The 18,202-nt window shown below is 62.0% G+C and carries 14 protein-coding genes; 2 read left to right on the top strand and 12 right to left on the bottom strand.

The features are described from left to right. Positions 1-52: 52 nt before the first annotated feature. A complete protein-coding gene (gene rutR / locus BM079_RS04585; RefSeq protein WP_090131265.1) occupies positions 53-703 on the top strand; it encodes an HTH-type transcriptional regulator RutR in 651 nt (216 codons plus the stop codon). Positions 704-807: 104 nt separating this feature from the next. After that, positions 808-2,004, top strand: coding sequence for an NAD(P)/FAD-dependent oxidoreductase (locus BM079_RS04580; protein WP_090131264.1), 1,197 nt, complete (start codon positions 808-810; stop codon positions 2,002-2,004). A 28-nt stretch (positions 2,005-2,032) separates the two neighbouring features. Here the strand turns inward: BM079_RS04580 and BM079_RS04575 are convergent, their stop codons facing one another. The 12 genes from BM079_RS04575 to pilM all read right to left on the bottom strand — a co-directional run bounded on the left by BM079_RS04575 (position 2,033) and on the right by pilM (position 17,928). Beyond that, complete coding sequence (locus BM079_RS04575; protein WP_245742849.1) at positions 2,033-2,542, bottom strand: GNAT family N-acetyltransferase; 510 nt, start codon at positions 2,540-2,542, stop codon at positions 2,033-2,035. A gap of 167 nt (positions 2,543-2,709) precedes the next feature. After that, positions 2,710-2,964, bottom strand: a complete 255-nt coding sequence (locus tag BM079_RS04570) for a hypothetical protein (protein ID WP_090131261.1) — start codon at positions 2,962-2,964, stop codon at positions 2,710-2,712. 162 nt (positions 2,965-3,126) lie between these two features. Continuing rightward, on the bottom strand, positions 3,127-4,563 hold the full coding sequence (locus BM079_RS04565; protein WP_090131256.1) for an FAD-dependent oxidoreductase: 1,437 nt from the start codon (positions 4,561-4,563) through the stop codon (positions 3,127-3,129). 13 nt (positions 4,564-4,576) lie between these two features. After that, positions 4,577-9,031 carry a glutamate synthase large subunit gene (gene gltB, locus BM079_RS04560; protein WP_090131981.1) on the bottom strand — a complete coding sequence of 1,485 codons (4,455 nt, stop codon included), beginning with the start codon at positions 9,029-9,031 and terminating at the stop codon, positions 4,577-4,579. A gap of 463 nt (positions 9,032-9,494) precedes the next feature. Further along, complete coding sequence (locus BM079_RS04555) at positions 9,495-10,862, bottom strand: CitMHS family transporter (RefSeq protein WP_090131255.1); 1,368 nt, start codon at positions 10,860-10,862, stop codon at positions 9,495-9,497. A 345-nt stretch (positions 10,863-11,207) separates the two neighbouring features. Further along, positions 11,208-12,290 carry a 3-dehydroquinate synthase gene (gene aroB / locus BM079_RS04550; RefSeq protein ID WP_090131254.1) on the bottom strand — a complete coding sequence of 361 codons (1,083 nt, stop codon included), beginning with the start codon at positions 12,288-12,290 and terminating at the stop codon, positions 11,208-11,210. A 63-nt stretch (positions 12,291-12,353) separates the two neighbouring features. After that, on the bottom strand, positions 12,354-12,923 hold the full coding sequence (gene aroK, locus BM079_RS04545) for a shikimate kinase AroK (protein WP_090131253.1): 570 nt from the start codon (positions 12,921-12,923) through the stop codon (positions 12,354-12,356). Beyond that, a complete protein-coding gene (locus BM079_RS04540) occupies positions 12,923-15,094 on the bottom strand; it encodes a type IV pilus secretin PilQ (protein ID WP_245742821.1) in 2,172 nt (723 codons plus the stop codon). Before BM079_RS04540 ends, aroK begins: the two co-directional genes overlap by 1 nt. Next, a complete protein-coding gene (locus BM079_RS04535) occupies positions 15,091-15,618 on the bottom strand; it encodes a pilus assembly protein PilP (RefSeq protein ID WP_090131251.1) in 528 nt (175 codons plus the stop codon). The genes BM079_RS04540 and BM079_RS04535 overlap by 4 nt, the downstream gene beginning before the upstream one ends. After that, on the bottom strand, positions 15,615-16,274 hold the full coding sequence (locus tag BM079_RS04530) for a type IV pilus inner membrane component PilO (protein ID WP_090131250.1): 660 nt from the start codon (positions 16,272-16,274) through the stop codon (positions 15,615-15,617). Before BM079_RS04530 ends, BM079_RS04535 begins: the two co-directional genes overlap by 4 nt. Next, positions 16,271-16,876 (bottom strand): PilN domain-containing protein, encoded by a 606-nt coding sequence (locus tag BM079_RS04525; RefSeq protein ID WP_090131249.1) that lies wholly within the window; start codon positions 16,874-16,876, stop codon positions 16,271-16,273. The genes BM079_RS04530 and BM079_RS04525 overlap by 4 nt, the downstream gene beginning before the upstream one ends. Continuing rightward, on the bottom strand, positions 16,873-17,928 hold the full coding sequence (gene pilM / locus BM079_RS04520) for a type IV pilus assembly protein PilM (protein WP_245742820.1): 1,056 nt from the start codon (positions 17,926-17,928) through the stop codon (positions 16,873-16,875). Before pilM ends, BM079_RS04525 begins: the two co-directional genes overlap by 4 nt. Positions 17,929-18,202: the final 274 nt, after the last annotated feature.

Here is an 18,202-nt window from a genome sequence, read left to right as displayed (position 1 = left end):
GGCCGGGTCTGATATCTTGGCACCTTCACAGGCGACCCCGAGCCACGCCCCAATGACAGATGATCCTTCACGCCGCGGCGCCGGAAGCAAACACCGTAGCGCCATCGAACAGCGCCGCGCCGGCATGCGCCGCGCGGCACTGCACTTTTTCTCGCAATTTGGTCTGCACGGCACCAGCCTGGATCAGGTGGCCGAGCGGGCCGGCGTTTCCAAGACCAATCTGATCTATCACTACCCTACCAAGGAAGCGCTTTATACCGCGGTGCTCAGTGACATGCTCGACATCTGGATCACACCCTTTCAGGCGCTGCAGTCCGATGCCGATGCTCTGCCCGCAATCCGCCACTACATTCGCCTCAAGCTGGAGCTCTCGCGTGATCACGCCGAAGCCTCACGGCTTTTCTGTCTGGAAATGGTACAGGGCGCACCGCACCTGAGCGGCATGCTCCAGGGCAGCCTGCGCACGCTGGTCGATGACAAGGCCGACGTGATCGCGCAGTGGGTCGCGCGCGGCGATCTGGCCCCGGTCAATGCCTGGCATCTGTTCTATCTGCTGTGGGCCACCACCCAGCACTACGCCGACTTTGCTGCCCAGATCGAGGCCATCTCCGGGCGCACGCTGGAAGACCCGGTGTTTCTTGAAAGCGCCGTCAGCAACGTTCAGGCCATCATCATGGAGGGGCTGACGCCCCGCTCGATCTGATTTGAGCCCGACATGCCCGTCTGTCCTGAACTACGCTTGAACTATCAGGTTTGCCGGCCGGAGGCTGGAACTGCACTCAACGCATTTCACGACAGGGAGTCGATATGCAACGCCATGATTATCTGATTATCGGGGCCGGCATGGTGGCCGCCAATGCCGTCGACGGCATTCGAGAGCACGATAAAACGGGCAGCATTGCCATTCTGGGCGCCGAGCCCGACGGCCCCGTCACGCGCCCAGCGCTGTCCAAGAAACTCTGGACCGATCCCGATTTCACCTACGAAAAGATCTGGATGACGCCGGAAGAGGATGAGCACACCACGCTCTACATCGATACGCGTGTTGAAAGCATCAATCGCGATGAAAGGACCGTCACCACGGCTTCGGGCGAGGTTCACGGCTACGGCAAACTGCTGCTGGCCACCGGCGGCACGCCCGTGACGCTTGAAGACCTGCCTGCCGGTGATCGCGTGCTCTATTTTCGCACCGTGCGCGACTATGACCGACTGCGGGAACTGGCCGGCAGTCAGCGTCACATCGTGGTGGTTGGCGGCAGCTACATCGGTACCGAGATCGCCGCGGCGCTGGTGCAAAACGACACGCAGGTGACGCTGGTCTATCCCGAAGAGGTGCTGGGCGGGAAGATGTTCCCGCCGTCGCTGGCCAGCCGCTACCATCAGAGCTATCTGGACCACGACGTGAAGCTGCTCGGCGGTCGCAGCGTCGAGAGCGGTCGGGTCAATGGCGACCATGTGACCCTGTCACTGGATGATGACAGCACGCTGGAAGCCGACGCGGTGGTGTTCGGGCTGGGCGTGACGCCCAACGTGGAGATTGCAGAAACCGCCGGCCTGGAAGTGGATGGCGGCGTGGTCGTCAACGAGCGTCTGCAGACTGTTGACGAGAACATCTTCGCCGCCGGCGATGTGGCCTGCTATCCGGACCGGATTCTGGGCCGTCGGCGCATCGAACACGTCGATCACGCCAACCAGTCCGGCATGACCGTGGGCCACATCATGGCCGGCAGCAGCGAGACCTACGACCACACGCCCTATTTCTACTCCACCGTGTTCGACATGGCCTACAGGGCGGTCGGCACGCTCGACAGCTCACTCGATACCATCGAGGACTGGGCCACCCCGCAGGAGCAGGGCGTGGTGTATTACCTTGATGCGGATAAGGTTCAGGGGGTCCTGCAGCTCAACATGGACCCGGAAAAGCTCCATGAGGCCCGCCGGGTGCTGGCCGACACCTCGGAGCAGAGTGAAGAGACCCTGATCGGGCGCATCGAGATCGCCTGAGCGATGAGCACCTGCAGGTCGACGGGCGCTAGAGTGTCAGACGCATGATATAGTCGGTATCCACGACCTCTCCCATCCGGAAGTCGTGGGCCCCTACAATCCTGAATCCCATCGACTGGTAAAACGCCAGCGCCCTGTGATTGTTTTCCCAGACGCCCAGCCAGACAAACCGGCTTTCGCAGGCTCTGGCAAAGTCCATTGCCCTGTCGAACAGCGCTCGCCCAAACCCTTGTCCCTGAAACGCCTTGAGAAGATAGATCCGCTCGATCTCGATACCGCCCTCTTCCTGCGCCTCGGTCTGGGCCAGCCCCTGATTCATCTTGAGATACCCGGCCACATGGCCGCCTGTTTCCAGAAGCCAGAAATTCGACTGTGGATGGTCAAGCTCTTTGGTCACGGCGTCAGGATTAAAAGCCTGGTCAAGATACTGCGCCATGACGTCAGGGTCATAATGGCCCTCAAACGTCTGGCGATAGGTGTCGCGCCCGATGCTCGCCACTTCCAGTGCATCTTCCGGCCCGCACGCTCTGAAGGTCATTGCCACGCTCTTCTCTCCTGAATGCTTCAATACCCGGCAAACGCTGGTCATGACCCGGCTCACCCGTGTTGAATCGACGCTCTCTTTTAAAATACAGTCATGGCGCCGCATAAAAAACGGGCGCCCCGCTAGCGGGGCGCCCGTTTTCAAAAGGCCTGCCGAAGACCTTAAATGCTGAAGCGGCTATCCTGAAGCCTGGAGACGACCAGCTTCGAGCGGCGCTCGATCTCCTCGAGCATGCCGGCGCACTCATCGGACATGCCGCTGTCGTTGATCTCGGCCAGCGCCAGCAGCGCCTTGAGCTGGCTGCAGGTATCCAGTGCCTTGTCCTGATCACCGTCGTCGTTGCCCATGACATGATCTTCCAGCTCACGCAGATGATTATTGGCCTGATCCAGAATATTGCGTTCCAGCCTGATCATGTTTTTTACCCCTGGTGATTCGTTGCGGTGTGTTGCGAGGGCGCCACTGTATAGATTAAGGGACGCACATACCACCGACGTGGGCACGAACACCGGCGGTTTCAAGACAAAAAGGGGGCGCCGACACAAGGCCCGGCGCCCCCTTGCACTGCCTGGCCCTGATCAGACCTGCAGATAGTCCAGAATGCCTTCCGCGGCCTGGCGGCCTTCAAACACGGCGGTCACGACCAGATCCGAGCCGCGCACCATATCACCACCGGCAAAGATCTTCTCGTTGCTGGTCTGATAGGCAAAGCGCTTCATCTCCATATCGCCCTTTTCCGGGGCCAGCACGCGACCACGATCATCAATCTCGACGCGATGGTCGCTGTACCAGTCCACCTCATGGGGCTGGAAGCCAAAGGCCACCACGACCGCCTCGCACTCGATGATCTCCTCGGAGTCCGGCACGACCTCGGCACGCTGGCGTCCGTTTTCATCCGGGTCGCCCATGCGGGTGCGTACGACCTTGATGCCCTCGACCCGGCCCTCTTCGCCGACCACGGCAATGGGCTGGCGGTTGAAGAGAAACTCGACGCCTTCCTCGCGGGCATTTTTCACCTCGCGACGCGAGCCGGGCATATTGGCCTCGTCACGACGATAGACGCAGGTGACCTCTTCGGCGCCCTGACGCAGCGCAGTACGGTTGCAGTCCATCGCCGTGTCGCCACCACCCAGCACCACGACCCGCTTGCCCTCGAGCGAGACGAAGTCAAAGTCGGCGCTGGCAAAGCCCAGATTATGGTTCACGTTGCCGATCAGATAGTCCAGCGCCTTGTAGACGCCGTCGAGCTGCTCGCCGGGGAATCCGCCTTCCATGTACTTGTAGGTGCCCATGCCCATGAACACGGCATCGAACTCCGACATCAGCTCAGTGATGGCGACATCGGTGCCGATGTTCACGCCGAGACGAAACTCGACGCCCATCTCCTCGAACACCTTGCGACGGCGCTGCATGACGTGTTTTTCGAGCTTGAATTCGGGGATACCGAAGGTCAAGAGCCCGCCGATTTCCGGATAGCGGTCATAAACCACGGGCTTGACCCCGTTGCGTACCAGCACATCAGCGCAGCCCAGACCCGCCGGGCCCGCCCCGATGACCGCTACGCGCTTGTCGGTCCACTCCACGCCCGTCATGTCCGGACGCCAGCCCATCGCGAAGGCGGTATCGGTGATGTACTTCTCGATAGAACCGATGGTGACCGCCCCGAAACCATCGTTGAGCGTGCAGTCACCCTCGCACAGGCGATCCTGCGGACAGACGCGTCCGCACACCTCCGGCAGCGAGTTGGTGCGGTGTGACAGCTCGGCGGCCTCCAGAATATTCCCTTCGGTGACCAGCTTCAGCCAGTTGGGAATATAGTTGTGGACCGGGCACTTCCACTCGCAGTACGGATTGCCGCAGTGCAGGCAGCGATGTGCCTGGCTTGCGGCATCGCGCGGGCGATACTCTTCATAGATCTCGCCGAACTCCTGCACGCGCAGGTGGGCTTCCTTTTTGCGCGGGTCCTGACGACCCACGTCGATAAACTGAAAATCGTTGGAGAGCTGTTCTGCCATTTCAGGTCACTCCTTATTCGGGCCGGCGGCGGGATTCGGCAAGAAGACTGCCAAGGCTTGCGGCCTTGGGCTTCACCAGCCAGAAATAGCGGACAAATTCGGCGAAATCCTCGAGAATTTCCTGCCCCCAGGCGGACCCGGTCTCGGCAACGTACGCCTCGAGGGTTTCACGCAGATAGCGCCGATAGGCTTCCATGTACTCGGTGTTGACGCGCTGAATCTCGACCAGCTCGTGGTTGTAACTGTCCACGAACTCGCGATCCAGATCGAGCACGAAGGCAAAGCCGCCGGTCATGCCGGCTCCGAAGTTGAGTCCGGTTCGGCCCAGCACCGTGATGACACCGCCGGTCATGTACTCGCAGCAGTGATCGCCGGCGCCCTCGATGACGGCAAAGGCCCCGGAGTTGCGCACCCCGAAGCGCTCGCCGGCCGTGCCCGCCGCGTAGAGCGTGCCGCCGGTGGCGCCGTACAGGCAGGTATTGCCGATAATCGCCGTGTGACGGCTTTCAAAACGGCTCTCCTTCGGCGGGGTAATCACCAGCCGGCCGCCGTTCATGCCCTTGCCGACGTAGTCGTTGGCATCGCCTTCGAGATACATGTTGAGCCCGCGGGCGTTCCACACGCCGAAGCTCTGACCGGCCACGCCCTTGAGGCGCAGCGTGATCGGCGTGTCTTCAAGGCCGGCCTCACCATAGCGCTTGGCGATCGCCCCGGAGAGCGTCGCGCCGATCGAGCGGTCACAGTTGGTGGTGGTGAGATGGAATTCACCGCCACTCTGATCCTCGAGCGCGTCACGCGTCAGGTCCATGATTTCGAGGTTCTTCTCGCCACCGTCGTGGGGCACGTTGCGCTCCACCTGACAGAATTGTGGCGCGTCATCCGGCACGAAATCGTTATGCAACAGCGACTCGAACTCGAGCGCGCGCTGCGAACGGGTCTCGCCCTCGATCTTCTCGAGCAGATCCACTCGCCCGATCAGATCGGTGAGCTGACGCACGCCCAGCATCGCCATCAGCTCGCGCACTTCTTCGGCGATAAAGCGGAAGTAGTTCTTGACCATGTCCACGGTGCCGCGGAAATGCTCATCACGCAGACCCTGGTGCTGAGTGGCAACACCGGTAGCGCAGTTGTTCAAATGGCAGATACGCAGGAACTTGCACCCCAGCGCCACCATCGGCGCGGTGCCAAAGCCGAAGCTCTCGGCGCCCAGAATCGCGGCCTTGATGACATCCAGTCCGGTTTTGAGACCGCCGTCGGTCTGTAGCCGAATCCGCCCGCGCATGCCATTGATGCGCAGCGCCTGATGCACCTCGGGCAAACCCAGCTCCCAGGGAGAGCCGGCGTGCTTGATCGAGGTCAAGGGGCTGGCCGCGGTGCCGCCGTCATAGCCCGACACCGTGATGAGATCGGCGTAAGCCTTGGCAACGCCGGTGGCGATGGTGCCGATGCCGGGTTCGGAGACCAGCTTGACCGACACCTGACCGGCCGGGTTGACCTGCTTCAGGTCGAAGATCAGCTGGGCCAGATCCTCGATGGAATAAATGTCATGGTGCGGCGGCGGCGAGATCAGCGTTACGCCGGGCACCGCGTAGCGCAGCCGGGCGATCAGCGCGTTGACCTTGCCGCCCGGCAGCTGACCCCCTTCGCCGGGCTTGGCGCCCTGAGCGACCTTGATCTGCATGACCTCGGCATTGACCAGATAGGCCGGCGTCACACCGAAGCGCCCGGAGGCGATCTGCTTGATCTTGGAGGAGCGGATGGTGCCGTAGCGCGCCGGGTCCTCACCGCCCTCGCCCGAGTTGGAGCGACCGCCCGACTCGTTCATCGCCTGGGCGAGCGATTCGTGCGCCTCGGGCGACAGCGCCCCCAGCGACATGCCGGCGCTGTCAAAGCGCGGCAGCAGGTTTTCAACCGGCTCGACTTCGTCGATCGAAATCGGTTCGGCGCCGAACTTGAGTTTCAGCATGTCGCGGATAGTGGCCACCGGACGCTCGTTGACCAGCTGGGCAAACACCTTCCACTTCTCGTAGCTGCTCTCCTGCACGGCTTCCTGCAGCTTTTTGACCACATCCGGGTTGTAGGCGTGGTACTCGTGGCCATGCACATAGCGGTAGATGCCACCCTGACGGATCGGCTTGCGCGCCGTCCAGGCATCGCGGGCCAGCAGCTCCTGCTGAAGCTGCAGCTCGGCAAAGCCGGTGCCCTCGATGCGCGAGGCCATGCCGTGAAAACATAGATCCATGATCTCGGAAGAGAGCCCGACCGCCTCGAACTGCTGCGAACCGCGATAGGAGGCAATGTGCGAGATGCCCATCTTGGAGAGAATCTTGAAAAGCCCCTTCTGTAGACCGCGGCGATAGTTCTCGCGACCATCTGCCGGGTTGCCGGTCAGCTCGCCGCTGCGATACATGTCCGCCATGGTCTGATAGGCCAGCCACGGATAGACCGCCGTGGCGCCCACGCCAAAGAGCACTGCCATCTGATGCGCGTCGCGGGCAAAGCCGGTTTCGACCACGATATTGATCTTCGGACGCAGCGCCAGACGGCCCAGATGCTGATGCACTGCCCCCACGGCGAGTGCCGGATGGATCGGCAGTTGCCCCTTCTCGAGGCCGCTGTCGGAGAGCACCAGCACCACGCAGCCGGCGCGCGCCTTCTCTTCTGCCTGCTGGCGCAGCTGCAGGATGGCCTCCTTCAGGCTAATCGCCTCACCGTCGTACATCATCGGCAAACGGCAGCTGGCGAAGGCCGGGTCCTCGTGCTCGGTCAGCGCTGTGAACTTGCGCGGCGACAGTACCGGCGTGGTCAGGATCAGGCGATGGGCGTGATCGGGCGTGGCCTGGAAAACGCTGCGCTCGGCACCCAGGCAGGTCTCCAGCGACATGACGATCGCTTCACGCAGCGGATCTATGGGCGGATTGGTGACCTGGGCAAACTTCTGGCGGAAAAAATCGCTCAAGAGTCGCGGCTGACGCGACAGCACCGCCATGGGCGTATCGTCGCCCATCGAGCCGACCGCTTCCTGGCCGGTCTCGGCCAGCGGCCGCAGTACCTGATCACGCTCCTCGTTGGTCACGAGAAACATTTTCTCCATCGCCAGCAGCTGCTTGTCGTCCACCGGCTGGAATTCGGCAAGCTCGGTCAGCGCCGACTCCAGATAGTGGGCGTTATCCTTGAGCCAGCGCTTGTAGGGCCAGGCCCGCTTGAGACGATCATCGACATCGGCGGTGTGCAGCACTTCACCGGTGTGGGTATCCACCGACAGGATCTGCCCCGGCCCGACGCGACCCTTGGCCACTACGGACTCCGGCTTGTAGTCCCACACGCCGATTTCAGAGGAGAGCGTGATATAGCCATTGTCAGTGATCACCCAGCGCGCCGGACGCAGACCATTACGGTCGAGCATGCACACGGCGTGGCGACCGTCGGTCAGCACGATACCGGCCGGGCCGTCCCAGGCTTCCATGTGCATGGAGTTGTATTCGTAAAAGGCGCGCAGCTCGCTGTCCATGGTCTCGACGTTCTGCCACGCCGGCGGCACCATCAGACGTACGGCGCGGTAGAGTTCCATGCCGCCGGTCAGCAACAGCTCGAGCATGTTGTCCATGCTGGAAGAATCGGAGCCGGTGGTATTGACGATCTCCTCGAGGCCTTCGATTTCCTTGAGCCGTTCGGTCGCGAAGTTCTCCTTGCGCGAGTTGGCCCAGCTGCGGTTGGCCTCGATGGTGTTGATTTCACCGTTGTGGGCCAGAAAACGAAACGGCTGGGCCAGCGGCCAGCGCGGCGCAGTGTTGGTCGAAAAGCGCTGGTGAAAGACGCAGATCGAGGTCTCGAGGCGCTCATCGCCCAGGTCATGATAGAAGGTCGGCAGATCCGCCGGCATCATCAGACCCTTGTAGGAGACCACTTTCGAGGAGAGCGAGCAGACATAGAACTCCTCCTCGCTTTTGAGTTTCTGCTCGGCAAACCGACGCGCCATATAAAGATCGACGTTGAAGTCGAGATCACCGTGGCGTTCGTCGGCGGGCGATACGAACATCTGCCGAATACGCGGCATGCAGGACTGCGCCAGCGGTCCACACACGCTTGAATCCACCGGCACATCGCGCCAGCCATGGAAGACAAGGCCACGAGCGGCGAGTTCTTCCTCGACAACGCCTCGCGCCTTCATTTCACGATCGTCGTCGTCGGGGAAGAACACCACGCCCACGGCAAAATTGTCGCCCAGCTCGGTCTGCAGGGACTCCCGGGCAATATCGCGCATAAAGCCGGTGGGCATGCCCAGCAGCAGGCCACAGCCGTCACCGGTCTTGCCGTCGGCGTTGATGCCGCCGCGATGGGTCATGCAGGTCAGGGATTCGATGGCCGTGGCCAGCAGGTCATGGCTTGCCTGCCCTTCCATGTGAGCAATCAGGCCAAAGCCGCAGTTGTCACGGAACTCGTCGGGCCGATGAAGACCTCTTGTCATGAACATGCCTCTCCGTAAACGCTAGAAAGCGAAGCATCAAGAAATTGACACGGTTGTAATGGGTCTAAAAGAAGGATACTCTGCCCGGTTGTTCTTGTTTCAGACAGCGCCTTTTGAGCGCCCGAGGTGGGAAAAGAGCTGATTCGAGCATACGATAGTCGGTCTTCGAGGCAAACCCCCTGCCACTCTCATAAGCCCGTCAAAAATCTCTCATTTTTGCAGAACGACACCCCTTTCCCGATCAAAAAAGACAGCCTTCTCAAGACGTTAGGTCTGCACCCCCATGGCGCCAACACGTTTTTTTCGCCCTATAAAAGTGCGTGCCACCCCATGCCGTTTATGCATGAGCCATGCCTTTTTTGGCTATAGGGCATTTACCGGTCTCTCTTGCCAGACACAGAAAGCCCGGACGCGATGTCCGGGCCATGATCGTTACCGTCCCAAAAACGCTGTCGATGAGGGGTCAATACAGACCGAACAGCGCGCCGAACATCATCATGATGAGACTGAAGCCCCACAGATAGAGAAAGGCGTAGCGGATATAGCGGCCCATCTCGAGACCGGCCAGTCCCAGTGCCAGCCACAGCGCCGGGGAAAACGGGCTGATGAAGGTGCCCACAATGCTGCCGATCGACATCGCATGCGCCACCGCTATCGGGTCTACCCCGGCACTGGCGGTAATCTGCTGAATGACCGGCAGCAGCGCAAAATAGTAGGCATCGGTACTGGTCAGAAGCTCCAGCGGCACGCCCATGATGCCGACCAGAATGTGCAGAAGCCCCACGGCCTGACCGGGCAGGATACGCGTCACGTCCAGCGCGATCGCTTCCAGCATGCCGGTACCGTTGAGAATGCCCAGAAAGGCACCGGCCGCTGCAATGATGGCGCCCATGTTGAAGGCCTGCGGCGCGTACTGCGTGATGACACGCGACTGCTCGGACAGGCTCGGGTAGTTGAGCAGCAGCGCCACCGAGAGCGCGATCATGAAGATATAGGCGGGCGCCATCAGCCCAAGCGCCAGCGATACAACCGTGACCAGCGTCAGCGCAGCGTTGATCCAGTAAAAGCGCGGCATGCCCTGCGCCACTCCGGAAGCTTCACCCTCGCTTTCAGCATCGTCAGCCACCGCATCGGTCGCCGTACCGCTGGAAGCCACATCCATGCTGCTGCCCGGCGGGTAGTTGTGCGCGATGGCCGCCTCCATTCCGCCAAGGCGCTCAATGCGCCGCTTTTCCCGCCACCCCAGTAGCGCTGCACCGATGACGGCCAGAACTACGCCAACCAGCTGTACCGGGATCAGCCCGTGCCAGAGCTCGTCAGGAGAGATATCGGTCACGGCTGCGGCACGTCCGATCGGTCCGCCCCAGGGCACCATGTTCAAAAGCCCCATGCTGGTCGCCATCAGGGTCAGCATCAGGTAGGGGCTCATGCCCAGCCGGCGATAGAGCGGAATCAGCGCCGGCATCACGATCAGAAAGGTGGCGGCGCCGGCACCGTCCAGGTGCACGCAGGCCGAGACCAGCGCCGTCATCACCGCCACGGCTACCACGTTGCCGCGGGTGAGCTTCACCATACCGGTAATCAGGGGATCAAAAAGCCCGCGCTCCTTCATGATGGAGAAAAACAGGATGGCGAACATGAACATGAAGGCAACGCCTGCCACCTTGTTCACACCCTGCTGAAAAAACTCCGAGATCTCATTGATACCAAAGCCGGCCAGCAGCGCCCCGATAAAGGGAATGGCGCTGAGCGCGATGATCGGAATGACCTTTTCAAACAGTAAAAGGGTCACGATGGTGATAATGATGGCAAGGCCGATAAGGGTCAGCACCTTTCCTCTCCCGCGGTTGGTGTCATGATGGGAAACTGCACGGCCGACATGGAGCCGGTCGGGGACCATCGGGCGAGACTAGAGGGCCGGATACCGGCAAGGCAAAGCTTACAGAATTGAAAGGAAAGGAATCCTGATCGACAGGCCGGCGATACAATAAGACCTTGGTCTTAGAGCGCCACCGGTTAATGATAACCATTACTATCGGTGACCGCTTTTGCCTCCCGAACCTTTCAGCAATGAAAGCTTCAGACGTTGTAGTCATACTACCAAAGTAGAGACAAAAAAATGGCCGGCGCGCTGTCGCACCGGCCATCGATCAGGACACCACGCCTGCTGACAGGGTTACTGTCGTTCCCACTGCGCCAGAAGCTCGTGAACCTGCGCGTCATCGACCTCGTCGGTAATACAGGCGTCGCCGAGGGCCTTGAGCAGTACCAGCCGCAGGCGCGCATCCATGACCTTCTTGTCCAGATGCATCAGCTCCAGAAAGCGCTCGGCACTGACATCGGCCGGTGCATGACGCGGCAGACCTGCCGCCTCGAGCAGGGCCGCCACGCGCTCGACGGCGGTATCATCCAGCCAGCCGAGACGGTGCGACAGGGCCGTGGCCATCATCATGCCGGCCCCGACAGCTTCGCCGTGCAGCCACTTCCCATAACCCATCGCCGTTTCGATGGCGTGGCCGAATGTATGTCCCAGATTGAGATACGCGCGCACGCCCTGCTCGGTCTCATCCTCGACCACGATCCCGGCCTTGACGGCGCAGCTTCTGAGAATGGCCTCGGTCAAAAGCGGGGCGTCCAGCCCGCGAAGGCCGGCCATGTTGTCCTCGAGCCACGCCATGAAATCCACATCACGAATCAGGCCATACTTGATGACTTCAGCAAGTCCTGCCGTCAGCTCGCGTGCCGGCAGCGTCTTTAGCGTATCGGTATCCACAATCACCACGCGGGGCTGATGGAAAGCACCGATCATGTTCTTGCCGCGGGGATGGTTGACGCCGGTCTTGCCCCCCACCGAGGAGTCCACCTGTGCCAGCAGCGTGGTAGGCATCTGGATAAAGGCGATGCCGCGCTGATAGCAGGCCGCTGCGAAGCCGGTCATGTCGCCGGTGACGCCACCGCCGAGGGCGATCAGGGTCGCGCGCCGATTGAAGCCGGCCGCCAGCAGGGCATCCCAGATGCGCTCAACGTGCTCCAGATTCTTGGTGGCCTCGCCGTCGGGCAGTACCACCTCTTTCACATCGTAATCCGCAAGCGCGGTTTTCAGTCGGTCGAGATACAGCGGCGCCACGGTCTCATTGGTGACGATCATGACCTGACGCCCGGCCAGATGCGGGGTCAGAAGCGATACATCGTCAAGCAGGCCGGGACCGACATGAATGGGGTAGTGACGATCCGGTAGTTCTACCGCGAGGGTCTGCATCTCTGGCATCCGTTATCAGTAGGCATCAATGACGGTGAAGACACCGTCACGGGCGGGGCAAGGCTAGAATGAATAGCCCGACAGGCTCGAGGGACAATCATAGGCGGTGCTGCCAGCGTAGCGGCGGGTGCGCCGTCGAATCTCGGCGACCACCGAGCGCGGGCTGCGCCGATCAGTGCTGACCATCAGGGTCGCGGTCTCGCGATAGAGCGGGTCGCGCTGTTCAAGCAGATCGCGCAGGCGCTGCTCGGGGTTCTCGCACTGTAGCAGCGGCCGGTTGCGATCACGGGCCGTGCGCCGGAGCTGCTGCTCGACGGTCGTGGAGAGATAGATCACCACGCCCCGCTCGCGCAGCAGGCGCCGATTGGTCGGGTGCATGACTGCGCCACCGCCGGTCGCCAACACGACGCCCTGTCGACGGGTGATCTCATCAATGACCTGGGTTTCGCGGATACGAAACCCGGCCTCCCCCTCGACATCAAAAATCCAGGGAATATTGCAGCCACAGCGCTGCTCGATAACGTGGTCGCTATCGAAGAAGTCGCGCTGCAGCTCGGCGGCCAGCGCGCGACCGATGGTACTTTTGCCGGTCCCCATGGGACCGATCAGAAACAGATTGGGTAAAGCCTGCATCAGCGCACCGTCAGGGTGTCCTCAAGGATCCTTGGTGTAATGAACACCAGCAATTCTACCTTTTCATTGGACTGTTCGGTATAGCGAAACAGTCGACCAAGGCCCGGCAGGTCACCCAGAAAGGGGGTCTTGTACAGATTGTTGACCTGCTCGGTAGAGAGGATACCGCCAAGTACGACCGTTTCACCATCGTTGACCAGCACCTGGGTCTGAATCTGATTGGTATCGATGGCCGGCACGCCGTTGTACTGACTGTTGGACACATCGTCGTTATTGACGATCAGATCCATGATGATGCGATTGTCGGGCGTGATCTGCGGCGTCACTTCCAGCGACAGCACCGCCTCCTTGAACTGCACGGTGGTGCCGGTCAGGGTGTTGTCACCGCCCTGCTGATAGGGGATTTCCTGGCCCTGCTTGATCAGCGCCGGATGCTGGTTGGCCGTGATCACCTTGGGCTGGGAAATCGTCTGACTCTTGCCCTCGGATTCCAGCGCGTTGAGCTCCAGATCCAGCAGCACATCGCCGGAGAGATAACCGAAGCTGAAACCGGTGGTGGGCGCCACGGCACTGCCCAGATCCACGCTCAGCCCGCCGTTGGGTGCGATACCGTTTGAGGCGCCGGCCACGTTGATGCCGCTTGACGGTGTCCCCGGACGCGACAGCCCCCAGCGCACCCCCAGCTGATTCACCACCCGGTCACGAGCGATCACGATGCGCGCCTCGATCTGGACCTGTCGCACCGGCACATCCAGATGATCGATGGTGCGACGAATCTCGTCGATGCGCTCGCGGGTATCCTGCACCAGCAGCGTGTTGGTGCGCTCATCCACCGAGACGTGACCGCGTTCGGACAACAGCCCCAGCCCCTGGTCACCGCGCAACAACGCAGCCATGTTGACCGCCTTGGCGTAGCGCATCTGCAGATAGTCCGTGGTCAGCGCCTCGTTTGCTGCAACGCCCTGATCGGCCTGAGCCACGCGCTGCGCCATGCCGGCCAGCTCCTCGCCGGGGGCTACCAGCAGCACATTACCGCTGCGCCGGCTGGCAAGCCCGCGGGTCTGCAGGATCAGATCCAGCGCCTGATCCCAGGGGACCTGGCGCAGATTGATTGTCACGTTACCACTGACGCTGTCGCTGACCACCAGATTGAGTCCGACCTCATCGGCCAGAATCGACAGCACCGTGCGCACATCAATATCCTCGAAGTTCAGCGAGATGCGTCGGCCATCGAAGGGAAACTGCGACTGCTGTCGGTCGGCGGCGGCAGAGCCGGCGGGCGACACCCGAATCACCGCCTCACGGCCGCGCTGGGTCGCCATGGCCACCGCGCCCGGTGCCATGGCAAGCGTGAGCACCACGTCATCTCCTGCCTGCGAAGGCGTCACGCGGGACACCGGCGTAGCGAAGTCGCTGACATCCACGATGCGCTGCCACTGCGGGGTCAGCCGCACGCCGCTCAGACGCACACGCGCCTGATCATTCTGAACATCCAGCTGAGGCGAAATGCCGGTACGATCCAGCGTCACGACCAGCTCGCCGGCGCCCTGTCCGGCAGCGCGATAGTCGATATTCTCGATTCGGGCACGGGCATCGCTGAAGGCGGTCGACGTGCTGTCGTTGTCGGCGCGCGCGCGCGCCCCGCTGGCCTCTACAGCAGCAATACGCTGCAGAAGATTGCCCGCCTGCCCCGAACCGGCGGTTTGATTGCCATCGCCAAGCCGGACCTCCAGCACGTTGCCCACCGCCGCAAACTGCCAGCCGGTCGGCCGTGTCAAAGCGACAATGACACGCAGATGACGGCCGGAAACGCGCACTTCGGCATCACTGGCACGCTCACCACCAAGTGGCACCCGGGACGAAAACAGGCGACTGCCGGTATCGTCGAAATCCAGCACCAGCCGCTGCGGCGCGCTCAAAAGTGTGGACTGCGGCACATTGATGGCGCCGTCAAAGGTCAGCCGAACCACCTCCTGCCCGGCACCTGACGACCGCACCGCGACATCAGTCAGCGAGGCAGCGTTTGAAAACGATGCGACCAGCATCAGCAAAAGCCCCGACATCAGCACCGCAGCGCAGCGCCGCAGCTGTAGCGCCCCCATACAGGCCGCGATGGGGCGCAGCGAGATGAGGATCCGGGCAGGATAGCGTGGGTAATCCCTTGGGGTCATGACTTTGCTCCCAGCGTCAGCGTGCGGCTGACGTCACTGAAACCGCCGCTGCCATCCGGCGTGAGTTCCGTAATCTCGATATGGTCACTGCCGATACGCGTGACCCGTCCGCTGTTCTCACCGATATGCTGCTGACGCATAAGGCGTACGACACGCCCCTCCGGCGTGCGAATCAGCGCGATCGTGCGCCCGTCCACACTCAGAATGCCGACCAGCTTCAACGCGTTGATCGCATACCCCTCCAGCGGCTCACGCGCGCGGTCGGGGTCCGGCACGGCCGGTGTCACCGACGCGGCGCGAGGCGCTTCGGTCACCATTCCGGGCGGCGTGGCAAAGGGGCTGCGACGCTGGTGGTCGTCATAGCGCAGGGGCTGATACACCGGCTGCGCCGGCAGGGCGTCCAGATGCCCGACAGGGCGGTGACGCAGCGTGTCGAGCTCGTCGTCGAGCTGAGCCGTATTGTCCTGCCCGCAGCCCCAGAGCCCCAGACAAAGTGCCAGCATGATCAGCGACCGCATACTCATGGCGACACCGCTTTGATTGATGCCGTGTCCGTCTGCGCCTCGGGCTCATAGCGATAGGTTTCGGCCTGCAGCGCCAGTACCAGCGCCCCGCCGGTATCACCATCGGCGAGCGCCAGGGTGAAGTCGTGCAGCGTCACGATACGCGGCAACTCCGCCACCCGCGACACAAAAGAGGCCAGCCGGTGGTAATCGCCGCGCACCTGAATGTCCAGCGGCTGGGTCACATAGAAGGGATGCGCCTCGACCGGTGCCAGCCGGACAAAATCGATCTCCAGATTCTGACCGCGGGCCGCATCGCTGATGTCATCCAGCAGCGCCGGCACTTCACTGTCCGTGGGCAGCATGCTCAAAAGCGTCTCCATGCGGACATCAAGCTCCTGCATGCGCCGCTCCAGCAGTGGCAGGTTGGCCGCCTGAAACGCCCGCGTGGCGTACTGCGATTTCAGCGTTTCCACCTCGGCACGGGCATCCGCCACCTCATCCGCCACGGGAGATGCCAGGTACCACCGCGCCCCCAGTGCCACGATGACCACCACCACCGCGCAGGCAGCCACCTGCAAAAGCCAGGGCCAGCTGCCGCCCTCTTCAAGACTCAGCTCGGAAAAGCGGGCCTGACGCAGGCGCTGCCACTCAAGACGCCAGTCGATGGGGATCATGGCTGCGCCTCCGGGATTGACGGCGCGTCATGCAGGGCGCGCTCGGGCACCTGCAGGTTGAAGCGCCGCTGACGGGTGCGCTCGCTGTCAGCGCGCACGTCCAGCAGCAGGGGCTCGCCCAGCACCGCGGCGCCAGCCAGCGAGCGCATCTGATCGGAGACCTGACGGTTGGTGGCCGCCAGCCCGCTGATGTCGAGCTGACCGTCATGACGCTGGATCCGGTCATAGACCACGCCATCATTGAGGGTATCGGTCAGCGCCTGAAAGAGCGCTACCGTCTGGGGCCGTGAAAACTGCAGCTGGCGAATCAGTTCGATGCGCGCCTGCATCTGATGACGCTGCTCATCCAGCGCGCGCCCCTGGGTAATATCGTGGTCGAGCTCGGCCGTACGCTGCTGGATATGGGCGATATCGTCCTCGATATGACTCAGCCGATACTGCTGGTAGTTCTGGCACAAAAAACCGATCCCCACGCCGGCGAGCACGCTGAGCAACAGCCACAGGTGAAATCGTCGGGTCTGACGCTCGCGCACCCGCTCGCGCCAAGGCAACAGGTTGATGTCGATGCAGACATCGCCGGGCGTTTCGATCACGTTGCTCATGCCAGCGACCTCATGGCCAGGCCGCAGGCGGTCATCATGGCCGGTGCGTCCAGCGTGAGACTGGCATTGTCGATTTGACCGGCCACACGCATGGAAGCAAACGGATTGGCCGGCACCACCTCGAGCCGGGTCTCCTCGGCCAGGCGCTCAGCCAGCCCCTCGATGACGCTGGAGCCGCCGGCCAGGATCATGCGCTCGATACGACAGGCGCCCGCCGTGGTGTAGTAAAGCTTCAGCGAGCGCATGATCTGCTGTACCAGCGACTCGCGAAAGGGAAACAGGATACGCTGGCGATATTCCGGCAGGTCTCCGGTTTTCTTGGCACGTCCGGCCTCGTCAAACGTCAGTCGGTAGTGCTGGCGAATCTCATCGGTCAGCTGACGACCGCCCATGACGTTGTCGCGGGTATGCACGATGCGCCCGCGATGCACGATATGAAAGGCGGTCATGCTGGCACCGATGTCGATCAGTACGGTGCCGTGATCGGGTTGTTGCGTCAGCCGGGAGAGTACAAATCGGGTGGCGCGCTCCATGGCGAACATCTCGACGTCCACCACCGCGGGCTCGAGCCCGACCTGGTCCAGCACATCGGTGAGCAGTTGCATGTCCTGGCGGCGACAGGCCACCAGCAGGATGTCCTGCTGATCGTCATAGCGGGCGTTGACGCCCAGACGCTGAAAATCGAGCGTGACTTCATTGAACGGAAACGGAATGTGCTTGTCCGACTCCATGGCAATGCGCTGGGCGATGTCGTTGTCGCTGAATGACACCGGCATGCTCAGCACCTTGGTAATCACGGCACCGGTGGGCAGCGCTACCACGGCCCGACGGGCACGGGGGCCGGCATGGTCAAGGGCTCGCGACAGCGCCATGACCACCTGATCGGTATCACGAATGCGCCGCTCCACCACGGCGCGATCCACCAGCGGGCGTACGGCCCAGGAGGCCACCCGCCAGTGATCACTGTAATGTTCCAGTTCAAGCAGCTTGACGGTGGCGGAGGTAATATCCACCCCGATCATGCCCTTTGTTGCACGTCCAAACCCCAGCACGTCAGCTCTCCAGCCCATGACCCGCTTTATGCGGATGTTGTTTATAACGTGTCGAAATGCGCCGTGAAGACGCAAACAACGGGGTTTACGCACGCTTTAAACGGTTTTAAAAGCACGACGACTGTGCTCGACTATCCATTAACGCTGGTCGCCCTGGCACTGGCTACTTATAATGCCCGGCTTGCCAATGCCATTTTCCCGCGCGGTCTTCGACAACGACACCAGCCGGTCACCGATGTCCTGCGGACCCAAGCCCGCCTCATTGACGGAACAC

Origin of the sequence: Kushneria avicenniae, assembly GCF_900112585.1 — a bacterium.
GTDB lineage: Bacteria > Pseudomonadota > Gammaproteobacteria > Pseudomonadales > Halomonadaceae > Kushneria > Kushneria avicenniae.
This window is presented reverse-complemented; position numbering and strand designations above follow the sequence as displayed.

Excerpts from the sequence above, each read along its gene's own strand:
- BM079_RS04525 (WP_090131249.1), bottom strand. The coding sequence starts at position 16,876 with ATGAGCAACGTGATCGAAACGCCCGGCGATGTCTGCATCGACATCAAC.
- BM079_RS04565 (WP_090131256.1), bottom strand. The coding sequence starts at position 4,563 with ATGGCAGAACAGCTCTCCAACGATTTTCAGTTTATCGACGTGGGTCGT.
- BM079_RS04530 (WP_090131250.1), bottom strand. The coding sequence starts at position 16,274 with ATGATCCCCATCGACTGGCGTCTTGAGTGGCAGCGCCTGCGTCAGGCC.
- BM079_RS04535 (WP_090131251.1), bottom strand. The coding sequence starts at position 15,618 with ATGAGTATGCGGTCGCTGATCATGCTGGCACTTTGTCTGGGGCTCTGG.
- gltB (WP_090131981.1), bottom strand. The coding sequence starts at position 9,031 with ATGACAAGAGGTCTTCATCGGCCCGACGAGTTCCGTGACAACTGCGGC.
- BM079_RS04570 (WP_090131261.1), bottom strand. The coding sequence starts at position 2,964 with ATGATCAGGCTGGAACGCAATATTCTGGATCAGGCCAATAATCATCTG.
- BM079_RS04540 (WP_245742821.1), bottom strand. The coding sequence starts at position 15,094 with ATGACCCCAAGGGATTACCCACGCTATCCTGCCCGGATCCTCATCTCG.
- aroK (WP_090131253.1), bottom strand. The coding sequence starts at position 12,923 with ATGCAGGCTTTACCCAATCTGTTTCTGATCGGTCCCATGGGGACCGGC.
- rutR (WP_090131265.1), top strand. The coding sequence starts at position 53 with ATGACAGATGATCCTTCACGCCGCGGCGCCGGAAGCAAACACCGTAGC.
- aroB (WP_090131254.1), bottom strand. The coding sequence starts at position 12,290 with ATGCAGACCCTCGCGGTAGAACTACCGGATCGTCACTACCCCATTCAT.
- BM079_RS04580 (WP_090131264.1), top strand. The coding sequence starts at position 808 with ATGCAACGCCATGATTATCTGATTATCGGGGCCGGCATGGTGGCCGCC.
- BM079_RS04575 (WP_245742849.1), bottom strand. The coding sequence starts at position 2,542 with ATGACCTTCAGAGCGTGCGGGCCGGAAGATGCACTGGAAGTGGCGAGC.